The sequence below is a fragment of the Oscillospiraceae bacterium genome (genome assembly GCA_025758045.1).
In the GTDB taxonomy this organism is placed as follows: domain Bacteria; phylum Bacillota; class Clostridia; order Oscillospirales; family Ruminococcaceae; genus Gemmiger.
In genome coordinates, this window is record CP107208.1 from 1,971,777 (window position 1) to 1,990,332 (window position 18,556).

Here is an 18,556-nt window from a genome sequence, read left to right on the forward strand (position 1 = left end):
TGAGACCTCCTTTGCCTCTATGCTGAGCGCACACGCAAACGGCCCCCTCCCAGAGGGAGGCCTTTGATGTGTCTACATCCAGTATAGGCAATCCCTGCCGAAATAGCAACATTTCCGCGGCAAAAAAGATGTTACATTTTTATAAAAAACACCTGGCTCCCCAAATCTGCCGTATCCGTCAGCGGGGCTTCGGCGCTCAATCCGTCGGCGGCGGGGGCAGGTATCCCCGCCAGCGTGCCCAGCCACAGGCCGTCGGCGGTGGTCACGACCGTGCCTGCGGCCAACGTGGTGGGCAGGGGCAGCTCGGTCAGCCGCCAGTTCTTTTGCAGCAGCCCGGCCTGCTCCCCGGCAAAGCCGGCGGCAGCAGGGGAGAGATATCCCGCAAAGGTCAGCGTGCAGCGGTCGGCCCCGGCTTCGGTGATGCGCCCGGCGAACCGTCCCTGCTCATCGCATACGGCAGCCCCTACGGGGTACACGCCTGCCAGTTCTGCGCGGTCGTGCCAGCGGAACACCACCCGCGCGGCCTGCCAACGCCCCGCCGGGCGTTCGATGCCTGCCCACTGCCGCAAGGCATCATTCTCGGCCAAGGCAATCTGCGCCCCGGCCAGATGCTTGTGCAAAGCGGTATTCTCTGCCTGCAAACTCGCCAGCCGGGCCTCGTACCGGGGCACAAAGCGGGCCGCCAGCGCGGCATCCACCCGCTGCACCCCGGCGGGCAAAAGCACTGCCAGCCGGGGCAGCGCAGCAATAAGCAGCACAAGCCCCGCCGCCAGCACAAAAAGCGGCCAACGCCGCCTGCGGGGCTGCTCCGCAAAGATCAATCCGCTGTCCCGTGCCATCCGCACCACCTCCACCCCAGAATATGCCTTGCGGTTGCCCCGCATACTCTGCTATAATGTAAGGGCAACACCGCACAATTCCCGCCTGACGGCTTAAGCACCGCTCCGGCGGCTGCGGCACGGCAACTGCGTTGCCAAAATGCTCGATAATACACAAAGTATTATCTGCGCTTTTGGCTTAGCAGCTGCCGCACCTCGCTCGCCGTATCGGCACTTAGAATTATGCGGTATTGCCTAAGGGATCAAACCAGGAGGAAACAAACCATGAAATACAAGCTGTTGCTTTTAGATATTGATGGCACGCTGCGCCCCGGCAGCTGCGAGCAGATCCCCAAGGAGAACGCCGCCGCCGTGCGTGCCGTGCAGAAAGCGGGTGTCAAAATCGCCATCGCCACCGGCCGCGGCCGCACCGGCGTGGGCAAGGGCCTGCTGCGGGACCTCAAGCCCGATTACTGGGTCTGTGCGGGCGGCGCCCAGCTGGTGGACGCCAAAGGCAATGACCTGGCCCTCCACCGCCTGACTGCTGAAGAAATGTACGCTCTCGTGGACTTTTTCGAGGATTACGAGCTGCCCCTGCGGTTCACCTTCCACGACGCCAACTACGCCTACATCGATTTTGCTGAGTTCGACCGCCGGGAAAAGGCCAAGAACCTGTACAACAACATCGTGGACGGCGAGGACCAGGATCACCATCTGGTGGAGATGCCCTTCGGCTGCTTCGGCTTCCTGCCCCGGGAACAAGCCGCGCAGTTCCAGGAAAAGTACGGCTATCTCGGCCTGCAGTTTCTCTACTCCTACCCCGGCAGCGATGGCTGCGATATTATGCAAAAGGGCGTCAATAAAGGCGCCGGCCTGTGCGAGCTGGCCGGGCTGGCAGGTCTGACGCCGGAGGAGTGCGTGGCCATCGGAGACGGCGACAACGATACCGCCATGCTGGCTGCCGCAGGCATGGGCATCGCCATGGCCAACGGCAGCGCCAACGCCAAAGCCGCCGCCGACCGCACCGGCCCCGACGCCGAACCCCACGGCGTGGCTGACCTCTGCCGGGAACTTTGGCCGGAGGCATTCTAACATGGCCGAGACCAAAGCCGCCTACACCCATGTGGGCCCCGGCCTGCCGCCGCTGTATGGGGCGCGGGCCAAAGCGCTGATTTTGGGAAGCTTTCCCAGCCCCAAAAGCCGGGAGCAGGGCTTTTTCTACGGCCACCCGCAAAACCGCTTTTGGCCGCTGATGGCCAGCCTGACCGGCGAGCCGGTGCCCGATTGGCAGGACATCGAGGCGAAAAAGGCTGTCATCCTGAAGCACGGCCTGGCTGTGTGGGATACCATCGGTGCCTGCGACATCCGCGGCGCGTCCGATGCCTCCATCCGCAATGTGGAACCGAACGACGTCGCCGCCCTCATCCGCAAACTGGGGGTGCAGGCGGTGTTCTGCAATGGCGCGGCTTCGGGGCGTGTCTATGCAAAATATGCCCAGGCAAGCACGGGTATGCCCGCCGTGGTGCTGCCCAGCACCAGCCCCGCCAACGCGGCGTGGTCGATGGACCGTCTGCGCACCGTCTGGGGCCGGGAACTGCTGCCTTTTTTGCAGGAAAACGGTTGCGAACGTACCGATTTTGTTCTATAATAAGGACATATCGCTACAATTTTAACGTAAGCAGCGCAAAGGAGAACTTTGCAGATGAATAAATGGGAAGAAAAACGCACCCGCCCGGTGCTGCCGATCTATCTGGCGGCGCTGGTGTGGCCGGTGGGCGCACTGCTGCTGCCGGCTTACCGTCTGTCCAACCTGCTCATCATCGCAGGGCTTAGTCTGGCGGCCTACGGGCTGGGCACCAAATTCTGCCCCACCCGCGTCATCCGTAAGCAGGTGCCCTACGCCACGGGCAGTGAGGATGTGGACACCATGCTGACAGAAATTACGGCAAAGCTGGATGAACTGCATGAACTGAACGATGAAATCCCGGATGCCCAACTTTCCTATGAAATGGATAGAATGGAAAAGGCCGGGCGCAGTATTGTGAGAGTGGTCGAACGGCAGCCGGAAAAGGCAAAGCAGGTAGACCGTTTTGCCCGCTATTATCTGCCGGAAGCTGTAAAGATTTTGGCTGCATATGCGCGTATTGAAAAAGATTTCGCCGATGTCGGAATGGATATGGGAGAGCGGACGACCTATGAAACGGTAGTCCAGGCAGGCTTTAAAGGCGAGAACTCCCAGCAAATTTTGAATGAAGTGAGAAAAAATACGACTACGATTGCCAAAGCCTTTGAAAATCAGCTGGACGCCCTGTACAGTGCCGAGGCAATGGACATTTCCACCGATATTGAGGTGCTGGACGGCATCCTGAAGAGCCAGAACCTGACCTGAGCCGCAACCTGATTGGATCATATTCATATATTTTGAAATGGAAAGGAAGACCTCCCATGGCTGAACTGAACAATGAACTGGACCTGACCGCCCCCGCTGCCCCCACCCTGACACTGGACCCTATCGCGGACGAAGCCGCCGAGGCGGCCAAGCTGGAAACCCCCAAGGCCGAGCCTGTCAAGGTCGAGGATACCCCGCTTAGCCCCGAAGAGCAGAAGATGGTCAATGACTTTGCCGAGAAGATTGACATCACCAACTCCCAGATGGTGCTGCAGTACGGCGCCGCCAGCCAGAAGAAGCTGAGCGACTTCTCCGAGACCGCCCTCTCCCGCGTCAAGACCAAGGATATGGGCGAGACCGGCGAACTCATCACCAGCCTGATCTCTGAGCTGCAGGGCTTTGACGCCACCGCCGAGCAGCCCAAGGGCTTTCTGGGTCTGTTCAAAAAGGCAAGCAATAACCTGGAACAGCTCAAGACCCGCTACGAAAGTGCTGACAAGAACGTGGAGCGCATCAAGACCCAGCTGGAGGACCACCAGGTCACCCTGATGAAGGACATCACCATGCTGGACAAGATGTATGAGCTGAATCTTGTCTACTTTAAAGAACTGACGATGTACATCCTGGCCGGCAAAAAGAAGCTGGAGCAGGTGCGCAATACCGACCTGAAGGCTGCGCAGGAAAAAGCCCAGCGCACCCAGCTGCCCGAGGATGCTCAGGCTGCCCGCGACCTGGCCGACCTGTGTGACCGCTTTGAGAAGAAGCTGTACGACCTGGAGCTGACCCGCAACGTCTCCATCCAGATGGGCCCGCAGATCCGCCTGATCCAGAGCAATGACACGATGATGGCCGAGAAGATCCAGACAACCATCGTCAACACCATCCCCTTGTGGAAAAACCAGATGGTCCTGGCCCTGGGCATCGCCCACAGCCAGCAGGCCATGCAGGCCGAGCGCGCCGTCACCGACGCCACCAACGAGCTGCTGCGCAAGAACGCCGCTACCCTCAAGCAGGGCACCATCGATATTGCCAAGGAGTCCGAGCGCGGCATCGTGGACATCGAGACCCTGCGGCAGACCAACAAGCAGCTCATCGAGACGCTGGACGAGCTGAACAAGATCCGCGCCGAGGGCAAGGTCAAGCGCGCCAACGCCGAGCAGGAACTGGGCCGCATCGAAGGCGAGCTCCGCAGCAAACTGCTGGAGATCAACGCGTAAAAGGATCCCACTCGAAAGGCCCCCTCTCAGGGGGAGCCCCTAACGAACGGCATTTTATAACAAGGATAAAACTATGCAACTGGAACAACAGGAGAGCTTCGAAATCAAAGGCCCCCAGCTGGAGGTCTTTGGCGAGGCGGAGACCAGGCTGCCCGCTGCGGCCAAAAAGCGCCCCGCCGCCCTGGCCGTGCTGGCCGTGGCGATCGTGGCGTCGGTGCTGGGCATCGGCGGCGCACAGTTAAAAGGCCAGTGGCGCGAGACCAGCGAGATCTACACCAGTCAGATCGATGACTACGGCAACGGCATCCAGCAGGATTTTTCGAATCAGGCCGATGCCGCCGCCAGCCTCATCCGCATTGCATCTGCCGTAGTGGGTACCGACGATGCGGACCTGCAGGCCGCCCAGACTGCGCTGGATAACTGGAACGAAGCCGCCGACCGCAAAGATACCAACGAGCAGTACACGCTGAACCGGCAGCTGTACACCGCCGTCGACACCCTGTACACGGCCGCCGCCGACGAGGCGGACAGCAAGGCCAAAGGGCAGCTGACCGATTTGTATGACAGCTTTGTTTCCAGCCAGATGATCCTGGACCGCGAGACCGCTGCCTATAATCAAGAAGCCGACAGCTACCTGAAGCTGGCCTCCGGCTTCCCCGGCGGGGTGCAGGCTGCGCTGTGGGGCGTAAAGGACATTCCGACCTTTGAACCGTGACACGATAAGGAAAATGAAAATGAACGTATCTGCAAATAAACTGGCGCGCCGCCTGGCGGCAGTGCTGGTCAGCTTGTTTGCGGTGGTGGTCCTGGCGCTGCCGGCTGCGGCAGCACCCCAGGTGGATAAAACCACCCCCGTAAACGACTATGCCGGCATCCTTTCCCGGGATACCATTGCCTATGTTACGGAGATCTCGTCCGCCCTGCAAAGCACCTGCGGCGCAGAGATCGGCGTCTATACGACCGAGTACATCGGCAACTCCACCATGGAAGGCTACGCCTACAGCGTGCTGAACGAATGGGGCCTGGGCTCCAGTGATAGGGACAACGGTGTGCTGCTCCTGCTGGCCCCCGGCGAGGATGACTACTACATCACCCGCGGTACCGGCCTGGAATCGGCCCTGTCCATCAGCACCCTGGGCACGATCCTGGACGACAAGATGGAACCCAACTGGGTCAGCGGCGATTACGATGCCGGCGTGTGCGCTACCGTGGCCGCAATTGCGGATAAGCTGTGCGGCATCTATGGTGTGACCCTGGATACCTCGTCCGTAGCCAACAACACATTTGGCAGAAACAGAGAAAGCAACATCATGGGCTTTATCATGGTTATCATTGCGGTCATCCTGATCATCTGGGTCATCTCCACGCTGACCCGACCGCCCCGTCCGCCCCGCGGCGGAGGGCCCCGTGGTGGCGTTGGCCGTGATATGTTCTGGTACAGCATGGGCCGTGCTTCCCGTCGGCCGCGGCGTCCGCCGCCCCCGCCGCCCCCGCCGCCGGGCGGCCCTGGTTTTGGCGGTGGGCCGCGCCCCGGCGGTTATCGCCCCGGCGGTTATCGCACCGGCGGTGGCATGGGCGGCTTTGGCGGCGCAGGCCGTTCGGGCGGCTCTCGTCCATCGCGCCCATCTGGCGGTTCCCGTCCATCCGGCGGCTACCACACCGGCGGCGGTTCCAGCCGTGGCGGCGGTGTAGGCCGTCACCATTAAGCAGTTTTACAGTGCCTCGGCTTCGCGCCGGGGCATTTTTAGAAAAGGAGGCAACATCCCTATGCCTAAATTTGCCGTTGTCACTGGTGCCAGCTCCGGCATCGGGGCCGAGTTCGCGCGTCAGCTTTCTGCCCGCGGTTATAACCTGATGCTGGTGGCCCGCCGGGCCGACCGTTTGCAGGCGCTTTCCAACAGCTTGACCACCGAGTGTGAAATTTTCACCGCCGACCTGGCCCGCAAAAGCGAGTGCCTGCGTCTGGCGGATGCTTTGGCCGACCGCCGCATCGATCTGTTCATCAACAATGCCGGTTTTGGTGATTGCGGGCCGTTTCTGCAGACCGATTTGGAAAAAGAACTGCAGATGATCGAGACCAACGTCCGGGCGCTGCACATCCTGACCAAGCGCATCGTCCAGCAGATGGAAGAGCAGGGGAGCGGCGCGCTGCTCAACGTCGGCTCCTGCGCGGGGCTGATGCCTGCCGGGCCGTACATGGCTGCCTACTACGCCACCAAGGCCTATGTTGTCAGCCTGACCAGCGCTGTGGCCGAGGAACTTCGGGAGATGCACAGCCCGGTCTATGTAGGCTGCCTCTGCCCCGGGCCGGTGAACACGGAGTTCAACGCCGTGGCCAACGTGCAGTTTGCCTTAAAGGGCATCACGCCGGAATTCTGCGTGCGATGCGCACTGCACGGCATCCACCGCCGCAGGACCATCATCGTGCCCGGCCCGCTGGTGGCCGCTGGCATGACCCTGGGCCGCTATCTGCCGCGTTCCGCCTATATCAAGATCGCAGCCCATCAGCAGCAGAAAAAGTTGTATCGGTAACAAAAAGGCTCTCCTCAAGGGGAGCCTTTTTGTTGCATCCCAAGGCCGCACAAAAAACTTTCCTCTTCCTACTGTTTTTCTTACAGGGGTTGTGCTATAATCAATACTGCATAGCTATCTGTAAACAAAGGAGGGCACGCCTATGCCAGCGCCGCAGGAACCGCGCAGCCCGCGCCCCGAAACTGAATATACCTGGCAGGGGGATTGGGCACGCCCCACTCCGCCGCCTGAGCAGCCACCCCGCCCGGCCCCGACCGACCGCCAGCGGAGGCAAGCTGCTCGCCGCCGCCGGGAAATGCGCCGTCGCCGCCGCCGTGCCGCCTTTTTGGGCACGGCAGCGGGTATCCTGGCGCTGTCCGGCATCATCACGCTGATCCTGCCCAAAAGTGTGAAAGGCGAGACCGAACCCGAAGCCCCGGCAGTAACGGGCACCACCCAGCTGGTGGCCCCGCTGCCCTACACGGGCACCAACAGCAGCGATACCAGCGGCACCGTGCAGACTCTCAACTGGGGCACCGTCGGCCCGCAGCAGCAAAGCGCCGATACCGGCTACACCTACACCGCCACACCGCAAAAATCTGTGCAGTTGGGCGAGTTTGGCCGCGTGAGCACCAGCTGGTTTGCCGATGCCGCTTTCCTGGGTGACTCCCTCACCGCAGGCTTCTGCGCCAACGAGTACAACATCGATGTGGGCGGTGCGCTCATCTGCGGCTACCGCAGCATCAGCCCCAACACCATCGTCAACCGCACCACTGTCACCAACCCTGACCGCGGCGAGGAAGTAGCCCTCGACGTGCTGGCCGCCAACCAGCCCGCCAAGCTCTACATCCTGCTGGGCACCAACGCCCTGGTGCAGACCGGCAACGAGGACAGCTTCATCAATTACTACGCCCGCATGCTGGACGAGCTGCGCGCCGCGCTGCCCAACACCACCTTTTACGTGCAATCCATTCTGTGCGCCACGCAGGAGACCGTCGAGGACGACGCCCCCGGCCTTTCGCCGGACCACATCGGCCCCATCAACCAGCAGATCAAGGCCCTGTGCGAGGAGCGCGGCCTGTACTACCTGGACTTGAACGCAGAGTTCAGCGACGAAAACGGCTACCTGCTCACCGATTACGCACAGCCGGACGGCATCCATCTGACGGTTTCGGGCTACAACAAGTGGGTCAGCTACCTGTGTACCCACACGCCTTACAGCAAAAACAATCCCTATCAGCCCGGCAGCACCTACTACCTCAGCGAGGAGATGCAGAGCCAGCTGGCCGACCTGCCGTAAAAGGTAATGCCGCACAATTCTGGCCTGACGGCCTAAGCACCGCTTCGGCGGCTGCGGCATGCCATATCGGCACTTAGAATTGTGCGGTATTGCCTAAAAGGAAAGTATTGCAGAAGGAGCATCGTATGCAGAATCAGGATGAGGGGCCGCGCTACACAGACCCCGGCCACCCCTACAGCGGCAGTGACGGCCGCTACCAAAACCAATATTCCACCCGGTCCCGCCGCCCGGCAGACAAGCCGTTCCAGTTCCCCTGGTGGGCCATCGTCATCCCGTTTTGCATCGGGATGTGGCCTGTCGGCATCGCCTTTATCATCATGAACAAGCTGATGAAAGAGGGCAAGATGGCCGACTTTGAGGAGCGTGCCCGACAGCGGACATCCCAGTTTACCCATACCTCCCGCACCACGACCGGATCGGATGGCCGGACCGTTTACGAGGCCCAGTTCCGCCGCGTGGACGAGAGCGGAACGTCCACCAGCCGGAACGCGGACGCAAACACCCCCATTTATGGCCGCAGCGTCCCGCCGCAATCGACTGTGGAGGCCGCCGAAAAGCAGAGCAAAAAGACCGGTGCCGCTACGGCGCTGACCGTGGCGGGCGTTGCGCTGCTGATCTGCGCGCTGATCGCCCTGCCGGATGGCATCTTCTGGCTGCCTGATGCGCTGGCCGAGGGCGGCTACTACTGGCGCTGGCTCATCGAGGACAGCATGCCCATGCTGATTGCCGCGGCGGGCGGCATCGGCTGCCTGTTCGGCGCCCACAAGCTGCGCACCGGCAACCGCCTGCGCAAAAAGATCGCCAATATCGTCGGTGATTCGCAGTATATGTACATTGAGGACATTGCCGCTGCCATCCCCTGCGGCTATGACAAGTGCCGCAAGCACCTGGAAAACTGCATCGATGCCGGTGTCTTTGGCCCGGACGCCTACCTGGATATGAAGCGCCGCTGCCTGGTGGTCAAGGGCAAAGCCCCCGAAACGACTGCCCCCAAGGCCCCCGCCAAAACGCAGGAGACCCAGGCCCAAACGGCCAAAGAGGCCGCGCAGACCAAGGACCGGTACCAGAAGATCCTGGACGAACTGCGCCGCGTCAACGATGCCATCCCCGACGAGGAGATGAGCGACAAGATCAGCCGTCTGGAGGCTGTCTCGGCCAAAATTTTTGAGCAGGCCAAAACCGACCCCGACAAGCTGCCCCGCATGCGCAAGTTCATGGACTACTACCTGCCCACCTCGCTGAAGCTGCTGCAAGCCTACGCTGAGCTGGATTCCCAGGGCGTCGAGGGCGAGAACATCACCGAGTCCAAACACCGCATTGAGCAGACGATGGACACGCTGGTGCATGCCTTTGAGACCCAGCTGGACCAGCTGTTTGCCGCCGATGCCATGGACATCAGCGCCGACATCGACGTGATGCAGAACATGCTGCGCGCAGACGGCCTGACCGGGGATACCCCCTTTAAACAGTAACGGCAGCCCTGCGCCCGCCGCCCTATGGGCGCAAAGCGGCGCGGCCCGCCCCCAAAAAATCAAAACTTTACTAGGAGCCATTTTCCAATGCAAGGTAAAACCACCGCCCAGCTGCGCGGCAGCTGGCACAATTTTTCCAAGTACCGGCCGCTGATCCGCGAGCTGGTCACCCGCGACCTCAAGGTAAAATACCGCCGCAGCTTCCTCGGCTATGTGTGGAGCATCCTGAACCCCCTGCTGATGATGCTGCTGCAAACGCTGGTATTTTCCTATATGTTCCGCTTCCAGATCGAGAACTTCCCGCTCTACCTCATCTGCGGCAACACGCTGTTCAACTTCTTTAACGAGAGCACCAATATGGGCATGGGCAGCGTGCTGGGCAACTCGTCCCTTATCAAGAAGGTGTACGTGCCCAAGTTTATTTTCCCCATCAGCCGTGTGGTGTCCAGCTTTGTTAACCTGCTGTTCAGTCTGGCGGCTATCATTCTGGTCATGCTCATCACCCGCTCGCCCTTCCACCTGACCATTCTGCTGGTATGGGCGCCGTTGGTGCTACTGTTTCTGTTCACCTGCGGTATGGCGCTGCTGCTGTCGGCGCTGGCGGTCTACTTCCGCGACCTGCAATACCTGTACGGCATCGTTACCATGGCCTGGATGTACGCCACACCGTTGTTTTACCCCATCTCGGCTTTACCGCCTTTTATGGTGGCGATCGTTAAGCTGAATCCGCTGTACCACTATATCAACTGTATGCGGTGCCTGGTCATGTACGGCACGGTGCCCGGCCCCAACACCTGGTTTGCCTGCATCGTCTGTGCTGTGGGCGTGATGGTGGTAGGCCTGGCGGCTTTCCGCAAACTGCAGCGCAACTTTATTCTGTATCTGTAAGGAGTTCCCCCTATGCCCATCATTCAGGTGGATAACGTCTCGATGCGGTTCAACCTGGCACAGGAAAAGACCGAGACGCTGAAAGAATACACCGTAAAACTGCTGAAACATCAGCTTTTCTTTAACGAGTTCTACGCTTTGCAGGACGTGTCCTTCTCCATCGAGCCCGGCGAATCTGTCGCGCTCATCGGCCGCAACGGCAGCGGCAAAAGCACGATGCTCAAACTTATCGCCGGTGTCATGTATCCGTCCAAAGGTTCGGTGCGGGTCAATGGTGAGATCGCCCCGCTGATCGAGCTGGGCGCCGGTTTCGATATGGAGCTGACCGCCCGCGAGAACGTTTACCTCAACGGCGCCGTCCTGGGGCATGACCGTGCCTATATGGATGAGCACTTCAAGAATATCATCGACTTTGCCGAACTGTGGGATTTTGTCGATGTGCCGGTGAAAAACTACTCTTCCGGCATGATCGCCCGCTTGGGCTTCTCCATCGCTACCGAGGTGCGGGCCGACATTCTGGCCTGCGACGAAATTTTGTCGGTGGGCGACTTCATGTTCCAGCAGAAATGCCACGACCGCATGGAACAGATGCTTTCCGGCGGTACGACGCTGCTTTTCGTCAGCCACGACATCAACCAGGTCAAGCAGCTCTGCAAGCGCGCTATCTGGATCGATCATGGCCACCTGCGCGGAGACGGCCCCTCGGCTGAAGTGTGCGATGCTTACGTGGCCGCCATGCAGCGCGGGGAATGAAAGGAACGCTATGCTGAATAAAAAACAGAATATTCTGCGCGAAACTTTGACAGTGGTGCTGCTGCTGGCAAGCGTTGCGCTGGCGGAATACTGGTTTTTCCAGCTCTGGCGGCTGGATTGGAAGGTGCCCATGCTCTACGGCGGCGACGGCATCTACTGGGTGGGCCAGATCCAGCGCAGCTTTGGCGAGCTGACCGGCTCCCTGGGGTGGCCGTTCTACCAGGCCCCCAGCCCCTACGAGCCGAATTATGACCTTGTCTACGACATTTTTGTGGCCTTTGTGGGCCTGTTTACCAAGGATACCGGCACGGTGTTCAACCTGTATATCCTGGTTATCCCCTTTGCCAATGCGCTGGCCGGGTACACGGTATTCCGCATGGTGGGCATGCGCCGGTGGCTGTCCTACGGCTTCGGCATGACCTTCGGCCTGTGTGCCTATGTGCAGCAGCGCCTGGGCGGCCACATGATGCTGGCCGCCGTGGAGTTTGTGCCGTTCTCGGTCCTGCTCTGCCTCTGGTGCGCAGAGGACCCCAATTTTAACAAGCCCGGCAAAGGCTTCTTCAAAAATAAGCGCAACTGGCTGGCTCTGGCTATGGCCTGGGGCATCGCCAACAACGGTGCGGCCTACTACCCGTACTTTACCTGCTTTTTCCTCTGCGTTACGGCCCTCTGCCTGATGCTGCGTGACCACGCCTGGAAGCCCGCCGTGCCCTGCCTGGTCACCATCGGCGAGATCGTCGCCTGGATGGTGCCGGATTTCTTCCCCATGGTGCTGGGCAAGCTGGTGGGGGTTGGCAGCACCATCACCAACGGCGTCTACCGCAGTCCGGTGGGTGCGGACATCTACAGCCTGCGCATCAGCAGTTTGCTGCTTTCGCCCAACGGCTTTGGCATCGGCAAGCTGACGCGGTGGATCCAGCGCTACTTCCAGATCCTCTCCACCGACGAAGGCCCCATGTACAACGAGAACAGCTACGGCTATCTCGGCATCATGGGCATCATCGGATTTTTGTTTCTGATCCTGATGCTGCTGCGTAACTGGGATTGGAAGGCCGGCCGTACCGAGCACCCCGAACTGGGTGACCGTGTCTGGCTGCTCAGCCGGCTGAACGTTATGGCGCTGCTGCTGGCCACCCTGGCCGGCTTTGGCAGCATCATCGGCATTTTTATCCGCTTCATCCGCGGGTACAACCGCATCAGCCCGTACATTATCTTCTTCGCGCTGCTCACCATGGGCCTTACGGCAGAAAAGCGCCTGACCCAGCGCACCGGCAAATCCAGGGCGGCCTTTGCCGCGGTGCTGGCGGTGCTGCTGGTCTTCGGCTTCTGGGAGCAGCAGGGGCTTTACAATCCTAAGTACGAATCCGTACAGGAGACCTGGCAGCAGGACGAGGACTTTATGGCCGAGGTCGAGTCGGCGGCAGGGGAGGGCGCTATGATCTTCCAGCTGCCCTACATGAAGAACTTCGAGAACGGCCCCCAGAATAAAATGTGGGACTACACGCTGCTGCGCGGCCCGCTGCACAGCAAAACGCTGAAATTCAGCTACGGCGCAGGCTACGGCACCGAGAACGACAACTGGTACAAGGCGACCAGCGAGCTGGAGCCGGAGGCTATGGTCGCCGAACTGCGCGCCCAAGGCATGGCGGGCATCTACCTGGACCTGGACGGCTACACCGAGGAAGAACAGCAGCCCACCCTGCAGGCGCTGATCGACGCCGCGGGCTGTGACGAAAGCGATGTCATCATCAGCGAGGGCGGCACCCTGTGCTACATCCCGCTGGGGAAAGGATGACCGATGGAGCGTAACAACCTCAAAAAAATTACCGGGAGCCGCTGGTTTTTGCCCGTGGTCTGCGCGGTGTCCTTCGTGTTCGGGTGGTGGTATCTCAGCATCACCACCTGCGCGCCCTTGGGCGGCGATGACGAGATCATCAATCTGCAGAATTACTACTACATCACCCACACTCCCTGGTGGCAGGTGGTGCTGACTCACGCCAAGGAAATTTTGAACCAGCTGGCCCTGCAAAGCCCCCGCTTCCGGCCGTTTTCCTCGCCGCCGGTCCGCTCTCTCAACAGCTGGTTCCTGGGCGATCTGGTGGTCTACCGGCTGTACATCCTGGCATGGACCTATGCGGACATCGCCCTGACGGCCTGGCTGACCGCCAAGGCCACCCACAGTAAAAAGCTGGGCGCGCTGGCGTTCTGCCTGCTGCCCATGATGTTCTCCCTCTGGCAGGACGCCACGGGCAACAGCATGTACTCCTACGGCGCGCTGGCCCAAAGTACGCTGCTGCCGGTGCTGCTGGCGGGCCTGTGCATGCTGCGCTGGCAGGATACCCACCATATGCGGTGGGCGGTGCTGTCGGCTTTCTTCATGTTTATGGCCTGCGGCACCTTTGAAATCGGCTTTACCTACATTGCGGCGCTGTTCGGCTTCGCATGGCTCTACACCGGCTCCGGCAAGGTGCTGCCTGCGCTGCGTCTTTGTCTGGCACCGCTGGCGGGCGAAATCATCAGCTTCGGCTTCAATATGGGCTCGCGGGCGGTCAATGCCATGCGCGATACCGGCGCAACGGACATCGGCGGCATTTCCCCCAACTTTGATCTGCCGCTGGTGCTGCGCACCTGGGTGATGCAGATGTCGGCGGGGTTCCCCCTCAACGCCATGATCTTTGGCAAGATCAAACCCAGCAACGTGCAGCCCTCGGATGTTATCTGCGGCATTGCGCTGGCAATTTGCGTGGTGGCGGCACTGGCTGTGCTGGACCGTCTGCCCACCCGCAAGGAAAACCTGCTGCTGTTTTTGACGGGGCTGGCACTGCTGTCTGCGCCGTCCTTACTGATTGGCCTTTCGCCCAAATACCAGAACGGCATCAACGTGGATTGGCGCCACGGTTACATCCCCCAGACCGTCGAGTCCTTCGGCGTGGGCCTGATGGCTGTCGCTGTGTTTGTGGTGCTGCTGCGCTTTGTGCGCGGCAAAAACTGGTGGGCAAAGCTGCGCCCGGCCTGCAGTGTACTGCTGGCGGCGGGCATGGCCTTCTCGGTGGTATGGCAGCGCTCGGCGGCCCGCTCCTATGAGAAAGGCGGCCGCGCTTATACGGTATTTGCCGAGGGCGTAGAGGCCGGTCTGGCCGATGCTGCCGACACCGAAACGCCTGTCGTGACCGATTACCCCGTCTGGGGCGGCGACCTGGAGGCGGAAAACGCCTTCTTCCTGCGCTATGCCGATACCGACACCAATGCCCACAGCCTGGCTGTCTGGCGCACCGAAAGCCATGAGGAGGCCACCGTCTGCCGTTTAGGCTTTGCCCTGGGCAGTGATAAGCGCACCGATATTTCCTGGCTGGGCACGGCAGCGGACGATAACCTCGACACCGTCACCGGCGTGACCGTCTACCTGCCCAAACAGGCAGACCCGGCGGGCGCCCTTGCCTACACCACCCGCGCCGCTGACGGTACCGAGACTGAGCACACCCAGCCCCTGGCAGAACTGGCGCAAACCAAGGCCGAAAACGGCGGCACGCTGGTCACCCTGCCGGAGACCACCCCCATCGTGGGCGATACGCTGCGGCTGCAAAGCTGAATCAAGGAGTACAAACTTACATGACGCAAACCCGTAAAAAGCGGCTGCTGTGGGCCCTTTGCCTTGCGGCGCTGGCCCTGTTTGCTGCGGCCATGGTGTGGCTGCATTACCAGCAGCTTTGTGCCACCGGCCGGGGCGAGGACCCCTATACCTCCGACCTAGGGCAGCATCTGCACTTTGCCCAAAGCGGGCTGATCTACTCGGCCACCTCGCTGCTTATCGGCCCGGCCTATGCCGCGGGCGGCAAGCTGGGCATTGCGCTGCTGCTGGCCGTGTTTCACCTGGCCGCTGTGGTTGTGTTTGCCTGGGGGTTAAAGGCCGCCCTGCCCGAATGGAGCTTGCCCGCCCGGCTGCTGGCCAGCTTTGTGGTCAACCTGGCCCAGGCGGTCTATATCCCCCGCGGCGGCTACTGGTATCAGGGCACCATTACCGGCACAATTTACCACAACACAACGTACATTATGCTGGCTCCCTTTGCGCTGCTGGCCGTGCTGTGGTTCTACCGCGCCTGGCAGGGGATCGACGGCCGGATCGATCTGCGCACCTGGCTGATTTGCACGGCATTTTTAACGGCAGCCACCGCCTTTAAGGCAAACCTGATCTTCGCTTTCGCCCCGGCGCTGCTGGTGCTGCTGATTGCTGATTTCATACGCACCCGCGCAAAAAATATTGGCAATGAGGTGTTGATGGGCTGCAGCGTTTTCCCCGGCGTGGGACTTTGCATCCTCGAGGCCAACGTCCTGTTTACCGAGGAAGGCAGCGGTCTGCGGCTGATCTTCACCACCGAGTTCGACCGCCACGCTTTGCTGTGGGGTATCTTTAACGAGGCCGCGCTGCTGGGCCTGCTCCGCTCCCTGCCCTTTGTGGCGGCGGTGGCGCTGCTGCTGCGCTGGCCGGCTTTTGGCAGCTTCCGTTATAAATTCAGCCTGTTTCTGTTTGCCGTCGCCATGGCCGAAGCCCTGCTGCTGGTGGAGGGCGGCGACCGGCTGTACCACGCCAACCTCTGGTGGGGGCCGTTCATCTGCTTCTGGGTGCTCTGGCTGGAATCGGTGGGTATCTTCCTCAAGCAGGCACTTGCCAAGCCCAAAAACGCCAGCACCGTCCTGTGCGGCATAGCGCTGGGCTGGCACATCATCAGCGGCGTGTGCTATCTGGTGCGGCTGATGCAGGGAGTCTCTTACAACGTGCCGATTATGACTTACCATATCGGCTTTTAAAATCAAACATTTTACAGGCGGTTTGTGCGAGGCAAGCCGCCTGTTTTTCGTTTGCTACTTGTCGTACACAGCCAAATGCGGTATAATAGAATAGAATGTTTTTGTAACTATGCCACGCGGCAGGCTCCACCGCCCCGCGTGTTTGGGAGGCAGTATCATGTCTGAATTTATTCCGCTTTCTGTCCCGAATTTCGGTCCCCGCGAAGCAGAGCTTGCCAGCGAGGCTATCACCTCCGGCTGGGTCTCCACCAGCGGCGGCAAAGTCACCGAGTTTGAGGAAGCGCTGGCCAACTACGTGGGCATGCCCCGCGCCGTGGCCTGCAACGCCGGTTCCAGCGCCCTGCACCTGGCCGCTATGGCTGCCGGCATTACCCGCGGGGATGAAGTCATCGTCCCGACCCTGACCTTCATCGCCGCTGTCAACCCGCTGACCCGCTACGTCGGCGCAGAACCCATCTTCGTCGGCTGCGACGACAGCCTTTGCATCGACCCCGACGCTGTTGAGGACTTCTGCACCAACCACTGCGAACTGCGCGACGGCAAACTGTACAACAAGACCACCGGTGCCCATGTCAAGGCGCTGGAAGCTGTGCATGTCTTCGGCAACATGGCCGATATGCCCCGCCTGATGGCCATCGCCCGCCGCTACGGCCTGATTTTGATCGAGGACGCTACCGAGGCCCTGGGAACCCAGTGCATCGACGGCCCCTTCAAGGGTAAGTTTGCCGGTACCATCGGAGATATCGGCTGCTACAGCTTCAACGGCAACAAGATCATCACCACCGGCGCAGGCGGTGCGGTCGTCTCCAATCATCCCGATTGGGCCGAGCACGCCAAGCACCTTTCCACCCAGGCAAAGGCCGACATGCTGCAATTTTTGCATGACGAGGTGGGCTACAACTACCGCATGACCAACGTACAGGCCTGCCTGGGCCTGGCCCAGCTGGAACGGCTGGAGGGCTTTATCGCCCACAAAAAGGAACTGTACGACCACTATGTCGCCGCCCTGGACGGCGTCAAGGGTCTGCACATCCTGCCCTTCCGCGAGGAAGAATGCCGCTCCAACCACTGGTTCTTCAGCCTGTACCTGAAGGATTCCGGCCTGGATCGTGACACCGTCATTGAAAAGCTGCAGGCCCAGCATATCCAGACCCGCCCGGTTTGGGCGCTCATCCATGAGCAGGCCGACTACCCCCGCAACGAGGCCTACGCCCTGGACAAGGCCGAGGATTACCGCAAGTACATCGTCAACCTGCCCTGCTCCACCAACCTGAGCATGGAGGACTGCGAGCGCGTCTGCCAGGCCGTGCTGGCACTGTAAAAATAACCGCCCGAAAGGGGGCTGACCCTTGATCAAAGTAGAAGAGCTGTTTATCGAGCCTACCGCCACGGTACTGGAGACCCTGCGCAAGCTGGACGAGACCGGCCAGCGCATCCTGTTCATCGCGCCGGAAGGCCAGCTGAAAGCCGTTATCACCGATGGCGACATCCGCAAATTCTTCCTGCGCGGCGGCACGCCGGACCAGACAGTGGATAACGCCGCCAACTACCATCCCCTTAGCCTGCCGGTGTCGGAGCGCGGAAAAGCCCGCAAAATGCTGCAAAAGCATTGCATCGACGCGCTGCCCATCCTCAACAAGCGCGGCGTCATCACCGACATCGTCTTTGCCCGGGGCGAGGATGTGGACAACCGCAAACGCGCCGACATCCCCGTCGTTATGATGGCAGGCGGTCTTGGCACCCGGTTGTACCCCTACACCAAAATTTTGCCCAAACCGCTGATCCCGGTAGGGGAGCAGCCCATCGCTGAGTTGATTATGGACCGCTTCCGCGATTTTGGCTGCCACGATTTCACCATGATCGTCAACTATAAGCGCGGCATGATCAAAAGCTATTTTGGCGAACTGGAAAAGGATTACACCGTCAATTTCGCCGACGAGGATGTATTTATGGGCACCGGCGGCGGCCTTTGCCTGCTGAAAGGCAAGATGAAGTCGCCCTTCTTCTTCACCAACTGCGACACGCTGCTGGATGTGGACTTCGGCGATATTTACGAGTATCACAAGGCCCACGGCAACCTGGTCACGATGGTTTGTGCCTTCAAGCACTACACCGTGCCCTACGGCGTGGTGGAACTGGGCGAGGACGGCGGCATTGCCGCCATGCGCGAGAAGCCGGAGCTGGACTTCTTGACCAACACCGGCGTCTACGTGGTGGAGCCCCGCGTGGTGGAGGAGATGCGCGATGGAGAGAAGATCGGCTTCCCCGATGTCATCGAGCGTTACCGCGCCGCTGGCGAGAAGGTGGGCGTGTATCCCATCAGTGAGAGCAGCTGGATGGATATGGGCCAGCTGGAAGAACTGGAAAAAATGAGACGCAAGCTGGAAAGCCAGCAGTAAAGG

At 60.6% G+C, this 18,556-nt stretch carries 17 protein-coding genes; 16 read left to right on the top strand and 1 reads right to left on the bottom strand.

What is annotated here, in order from left to right:
* Positions 1-131: 131 nt before the first annotated feature.
* Positions 132-839, bottom strand: a complete 708-nt coding sequence (locus OGM81_09200) for a hypothetical protein (GenBank protein UYJ42514.1) — start codon at positions 837-839, stop codon at positions 132-134.
* Between the two features lie 264 nt (positions 840-1,103).
* Between OGM81_09200 and OGM81_09205 the strand changes: the two genes are divergently transcribed.
* From OGM81_09205 to OGM81_09280, 16 genes are all read left to right on the top strand, one after another.
* Positions 1,104-1,910, top strand: a complete 807-nt coding sequence (locus tag OGM81_09205) for a Cof-type HAD-IIB family hydrolase (protein ID UYJ42515.1) — start codon at positions 1,104-1,106, stop codon at positions 1,908-1,910.
* Between the two features lies 1 nt (position 1,911).
* On the top strand, positions 1,912-2,466 hold the full coding sequence (locus tag OGM81_09210) for a DNA-deoxyinosine glycosylase (GenBank protein UYJ42516.1): 555 nt from the start codon (positions 1,912-1,914) through the stop codon (positions 2,464-2,466).
* Between the two features lie 54 nt (positions 2,467-2,520).
* Positions 2,521-3,207, top strand: coding sequence for a 5-bromo-4-chloroindolyl phosphate hydrolysis family protein (locus OGM81_09215; GenBank protein UYJ42517.1), 687 nt, complete (start codon positions 2,521-2,523; stop codon positions 3,205-3,207).
* Positions 3,208-3,263: 56 nt separating this feature from the next.
* The gene (locus OGM81_09220) at positions 3,264-4,424 is read left to right on the top strand and encodes a toxic anion resistance protein (GenBank protein ID UYJ42518.1); all 1,161 of its coding nucleotides are present in this window, start codon (positions 3,264-3,266) and stop codon (positions 4,422-4,424) included.
* Positions 4,425-4,497: 73 nt separating this feature from the next.
* Positions 4,498-5,139, top strand: a complete 642-nt coding sequence (locus OGM81_09225) for a hypothetical protein (protein UYJ42519.1) — start codon at positions 4,498-4,500, stop codon at positions 5,137-5,139.
* A 19-nt stretch (positions 5,140-5,158) separates the two neighbouring features.
* Positions 5,159-6,130: a TPM domain-containing protein gene (locus OGM81_09230; protein ID UYJ42520.1), complete on the top strand. Its 972-nt coding sequence runs from the start codon at positions 5,159-5,161 to the stop codon at positions 6,128-6,130.
* Positions 6,131-6,191: 61 nt separating this feature from the next.
* Positions 6,192-6,956 carry an SDR family oxidoreductase gene (locus OGM81_09235; protein UYJ42521.1) on the top strand — a complete coding sequence of 255 codons (765 nt, stop codon included), beginning with the start codon at positions 6,192-6,194 and terminating at the stop codon, positions 6,954-6,956.
* Between the two features lie 142 nt (positions 6,957-7,098).
* Positions 7,099-8,235, top strand: a complete 1,137-nt coding sequence (locus tag OGM81_09240) for a GDSL-type esterase/lipase family protein (protein ID UYJ42522.1) — start codon at positions 7,099-7,101, stop codon at positions 8,233-8,235.
* Positions 8,236-8,360: 125 nt separating this feature from the next.
* Positions 8,361-9,707 carry a 5-bromo-4-chloroindolyl phosphate hydrolysis family protein gene (locus tag OGM81_09245; GenBank protein UYJ42523.1) on the top strand — a complete coding sequence of 449 codons (1,347 nt, stop codon included), beginning with the start codon at positions 8,361-8,363 and terminating at the stop codon, positions 9,705-9,707.
* Between the two features lie 87 nt (positions 9,708-9,794).
* On the top strand, positions 9,795-10,595 hold the full coding sequence (locus OGM81_09250) for an ABC transporter permease (GenBank protein ID UYJ42524.1): 801 nt from the start codon (positions 9,795-9,797) through the stop codon (positions 10,593-10,595).
* Between the two features lie 12 nt (positions 10,596-10,607).
* Positions 10,608-11,348, top strand: a complete 741-nt coding sequence (locus tag OGM81_09255) for an ABC transporter ATP-binding protein (protein ID UYJ42525.1) — start codon at positions 10,608-10,610, stop codon at positions 11,346-11,348.
* Between the two features lie 10 nt (positions 11,349-11,358).
* The gene (locus OGM81_09260; protein ID UYJ42526.1) at positions 11,359-13,143 is read left to right on the top strand and encodes a hypothetical protein; all 1,785 of its coding nucleotides are present in this window, start codon (positions 11,359-11,361) and stop codon (positions 13,141-13,143) included.
* A 3-nt stretch (positions 13,144-13,146) separates the two neighbouring features.
* Entirely contained in the window at positions 13,147-14,937 is a 1,791-nt protein-coding gene (locus tag OGM81_09265) for a hypothetical protein (GenBank protein ID UYJ42527.1), read from the top strand.
* A 20-nt stretch (positions 14,938-14,957) separates the two neighbouring features.
* Positions 14,958-16,154: a hypothetical protein gene (locus tag OGM81_09270; GenBank protein ID UYJ42528.1), complete on the top strand. Its 1,197-nt coding sequence runs from the start codon at positions 14,958-14,960 to the stop codon at positions 16,152-16,154.
* 157 nt (positions 16,155-16,311) lie between these two features.
* Positions 16,312-17,475, top strand: a complete 1,164-nt coding sequence (locus OGM81_09275) for a LegC family aminotransferase (protein ID UYJ42529.1) — start codon at positions 16,312-16,314, stop codon at positions 17,473-17,475.
* A gap of 31 nt (positions 17,476-17,506) precedes the next feature.
* Positions 17,507-18,553, top strand: a complete 1,047-nt coding sequence (locus tag OGM81_09280; protein UYJ44993.1) for a nucleotidyltransferase family protein — start codon at positions 17,507-17,509, stop codon at positions 18,551-18,553.
* Positions 18,554-18,556 lie beyond the last annotated feature (3 nt).

What these genes read in the sequence shown, in the direction of transcription:
- OGM81_09260 (UYJ42526.1), top strand. Translation starts at nt 11,359, where the DNA reads ATGCTGAATAAAAAACAGAATATTCTGCGCGAAACTTTGACAGTGGTG.
- OGM81_09205 (UYJ42515.1), top strand. Translation starts at nt 1,104, where the DNA reads ATGAAATACAAGCTGTTGCTTTTAGATATTGATGGCACGCTGCGCCCC.
- OGM81_09235 (UYJ42521.1), top strand. Translation starts at nt 6,192, where the DNA reads ATGCCTAAATTTGCCGTTGTCACTGGTGCCAGCTCCGGCATCGGGGCC.
- OGM81_09230 (UYJ42520.1), top strand. Translation starts at nt 5,159, where the DNA reads ATGAACGTATCTGCAAATAAACTGGCGCGCCGCCTGGCGGCAGTGCTG.
- OGM81_09265 (UYJ42527.1), top strand. Translation starts at nt 13,147, where the DNA reads ATGGAGCGTAACAACCTCAAAAAAATTACCGGGAGCCGCTGGTTTTTG.
- OGM81_09225 (UYJ42519.1), top strand. Translation starts at nt 4,498, where the DNA reads ATGCAACTGGAACAACAGGAGAGCTTCGAAATCAAAGGCCCCCAGCTG.
- OGM81_09215 (UYJ42517.1), top strand. Translation starts at nt 2,521, where the DNA reads ATGAATAAATGGGAAGAAAAACGCACCCGCCCGGTGCTGCCGATCTAT.
- OGM81_09275 (UYJ42529.1), top strand. Translation starts at nt 16,312, where the DNA reads ATGTCTGAATTTATTCCGCTTTCTGTCCCGAATTTCGGTCCCCGCGAA.
- OGM81_09210 (UYJ42516.1), top strand. Translation starts at nt 1,912, where the DNA reads ATGGCCGAGACCAAAGCCGCCTACACCCATGTGGGCCCCGGCCTGCCG.
- OGM81_09240 (UYJ42522.1), top strand. Translation starts at nt 7,099, where the DNA reads ATGCCAGCGCCGCAGGAACCGCGCAGCCCGCGCCCCGAAACTGAATAT.
- OGM81_09220 (UYJ42518.1), top strand. Translation starts at nt 3,264, where the DNA reads ATGGCTGAACTGAACAATGAACTGGACCTGACCGCCCCCGCTGCCCCC.
- OGM81_09270 (UYJ42528.1), top strand. Translation starts at nt 14,958, where the DNA reads ATGACGCAAACCCGTAAAAAGCGGCTGCTGTGGGCCCTTTGCCTTGCG.
- OGM81_09200 (UYJ42514.1), bottom strand. Translation starts at nt 839, where the DNA reads ATGGCACGGGACAGCGGATTGATCTTTGCGGAGCAGCCCCGCAGGCGG.
- OGM81_09245 (UYJ42523.1), top strand. Translation starts at nt 8,361, where the DNA reads ATGCAGAATCAGGATGAGGGGCCGCGCTACACAGACCCCGGCCACCCC.
- OGM81_09250 (UYJ42524.1), top strand. Translation starts at nt 9,795, where the DNA reads ATGCAAGGTAAAACCACCGCCCAGCTGCGCGGCAGCTGGCACAATTTT.
- OGM81_09255 (UYJ42525.1), top strand. Translation starts at nt 10,608, where the DNA reads ATGCCCATCATTCAGGTGGATAACGTCTCGATGCGGTTCAACCTGGCA.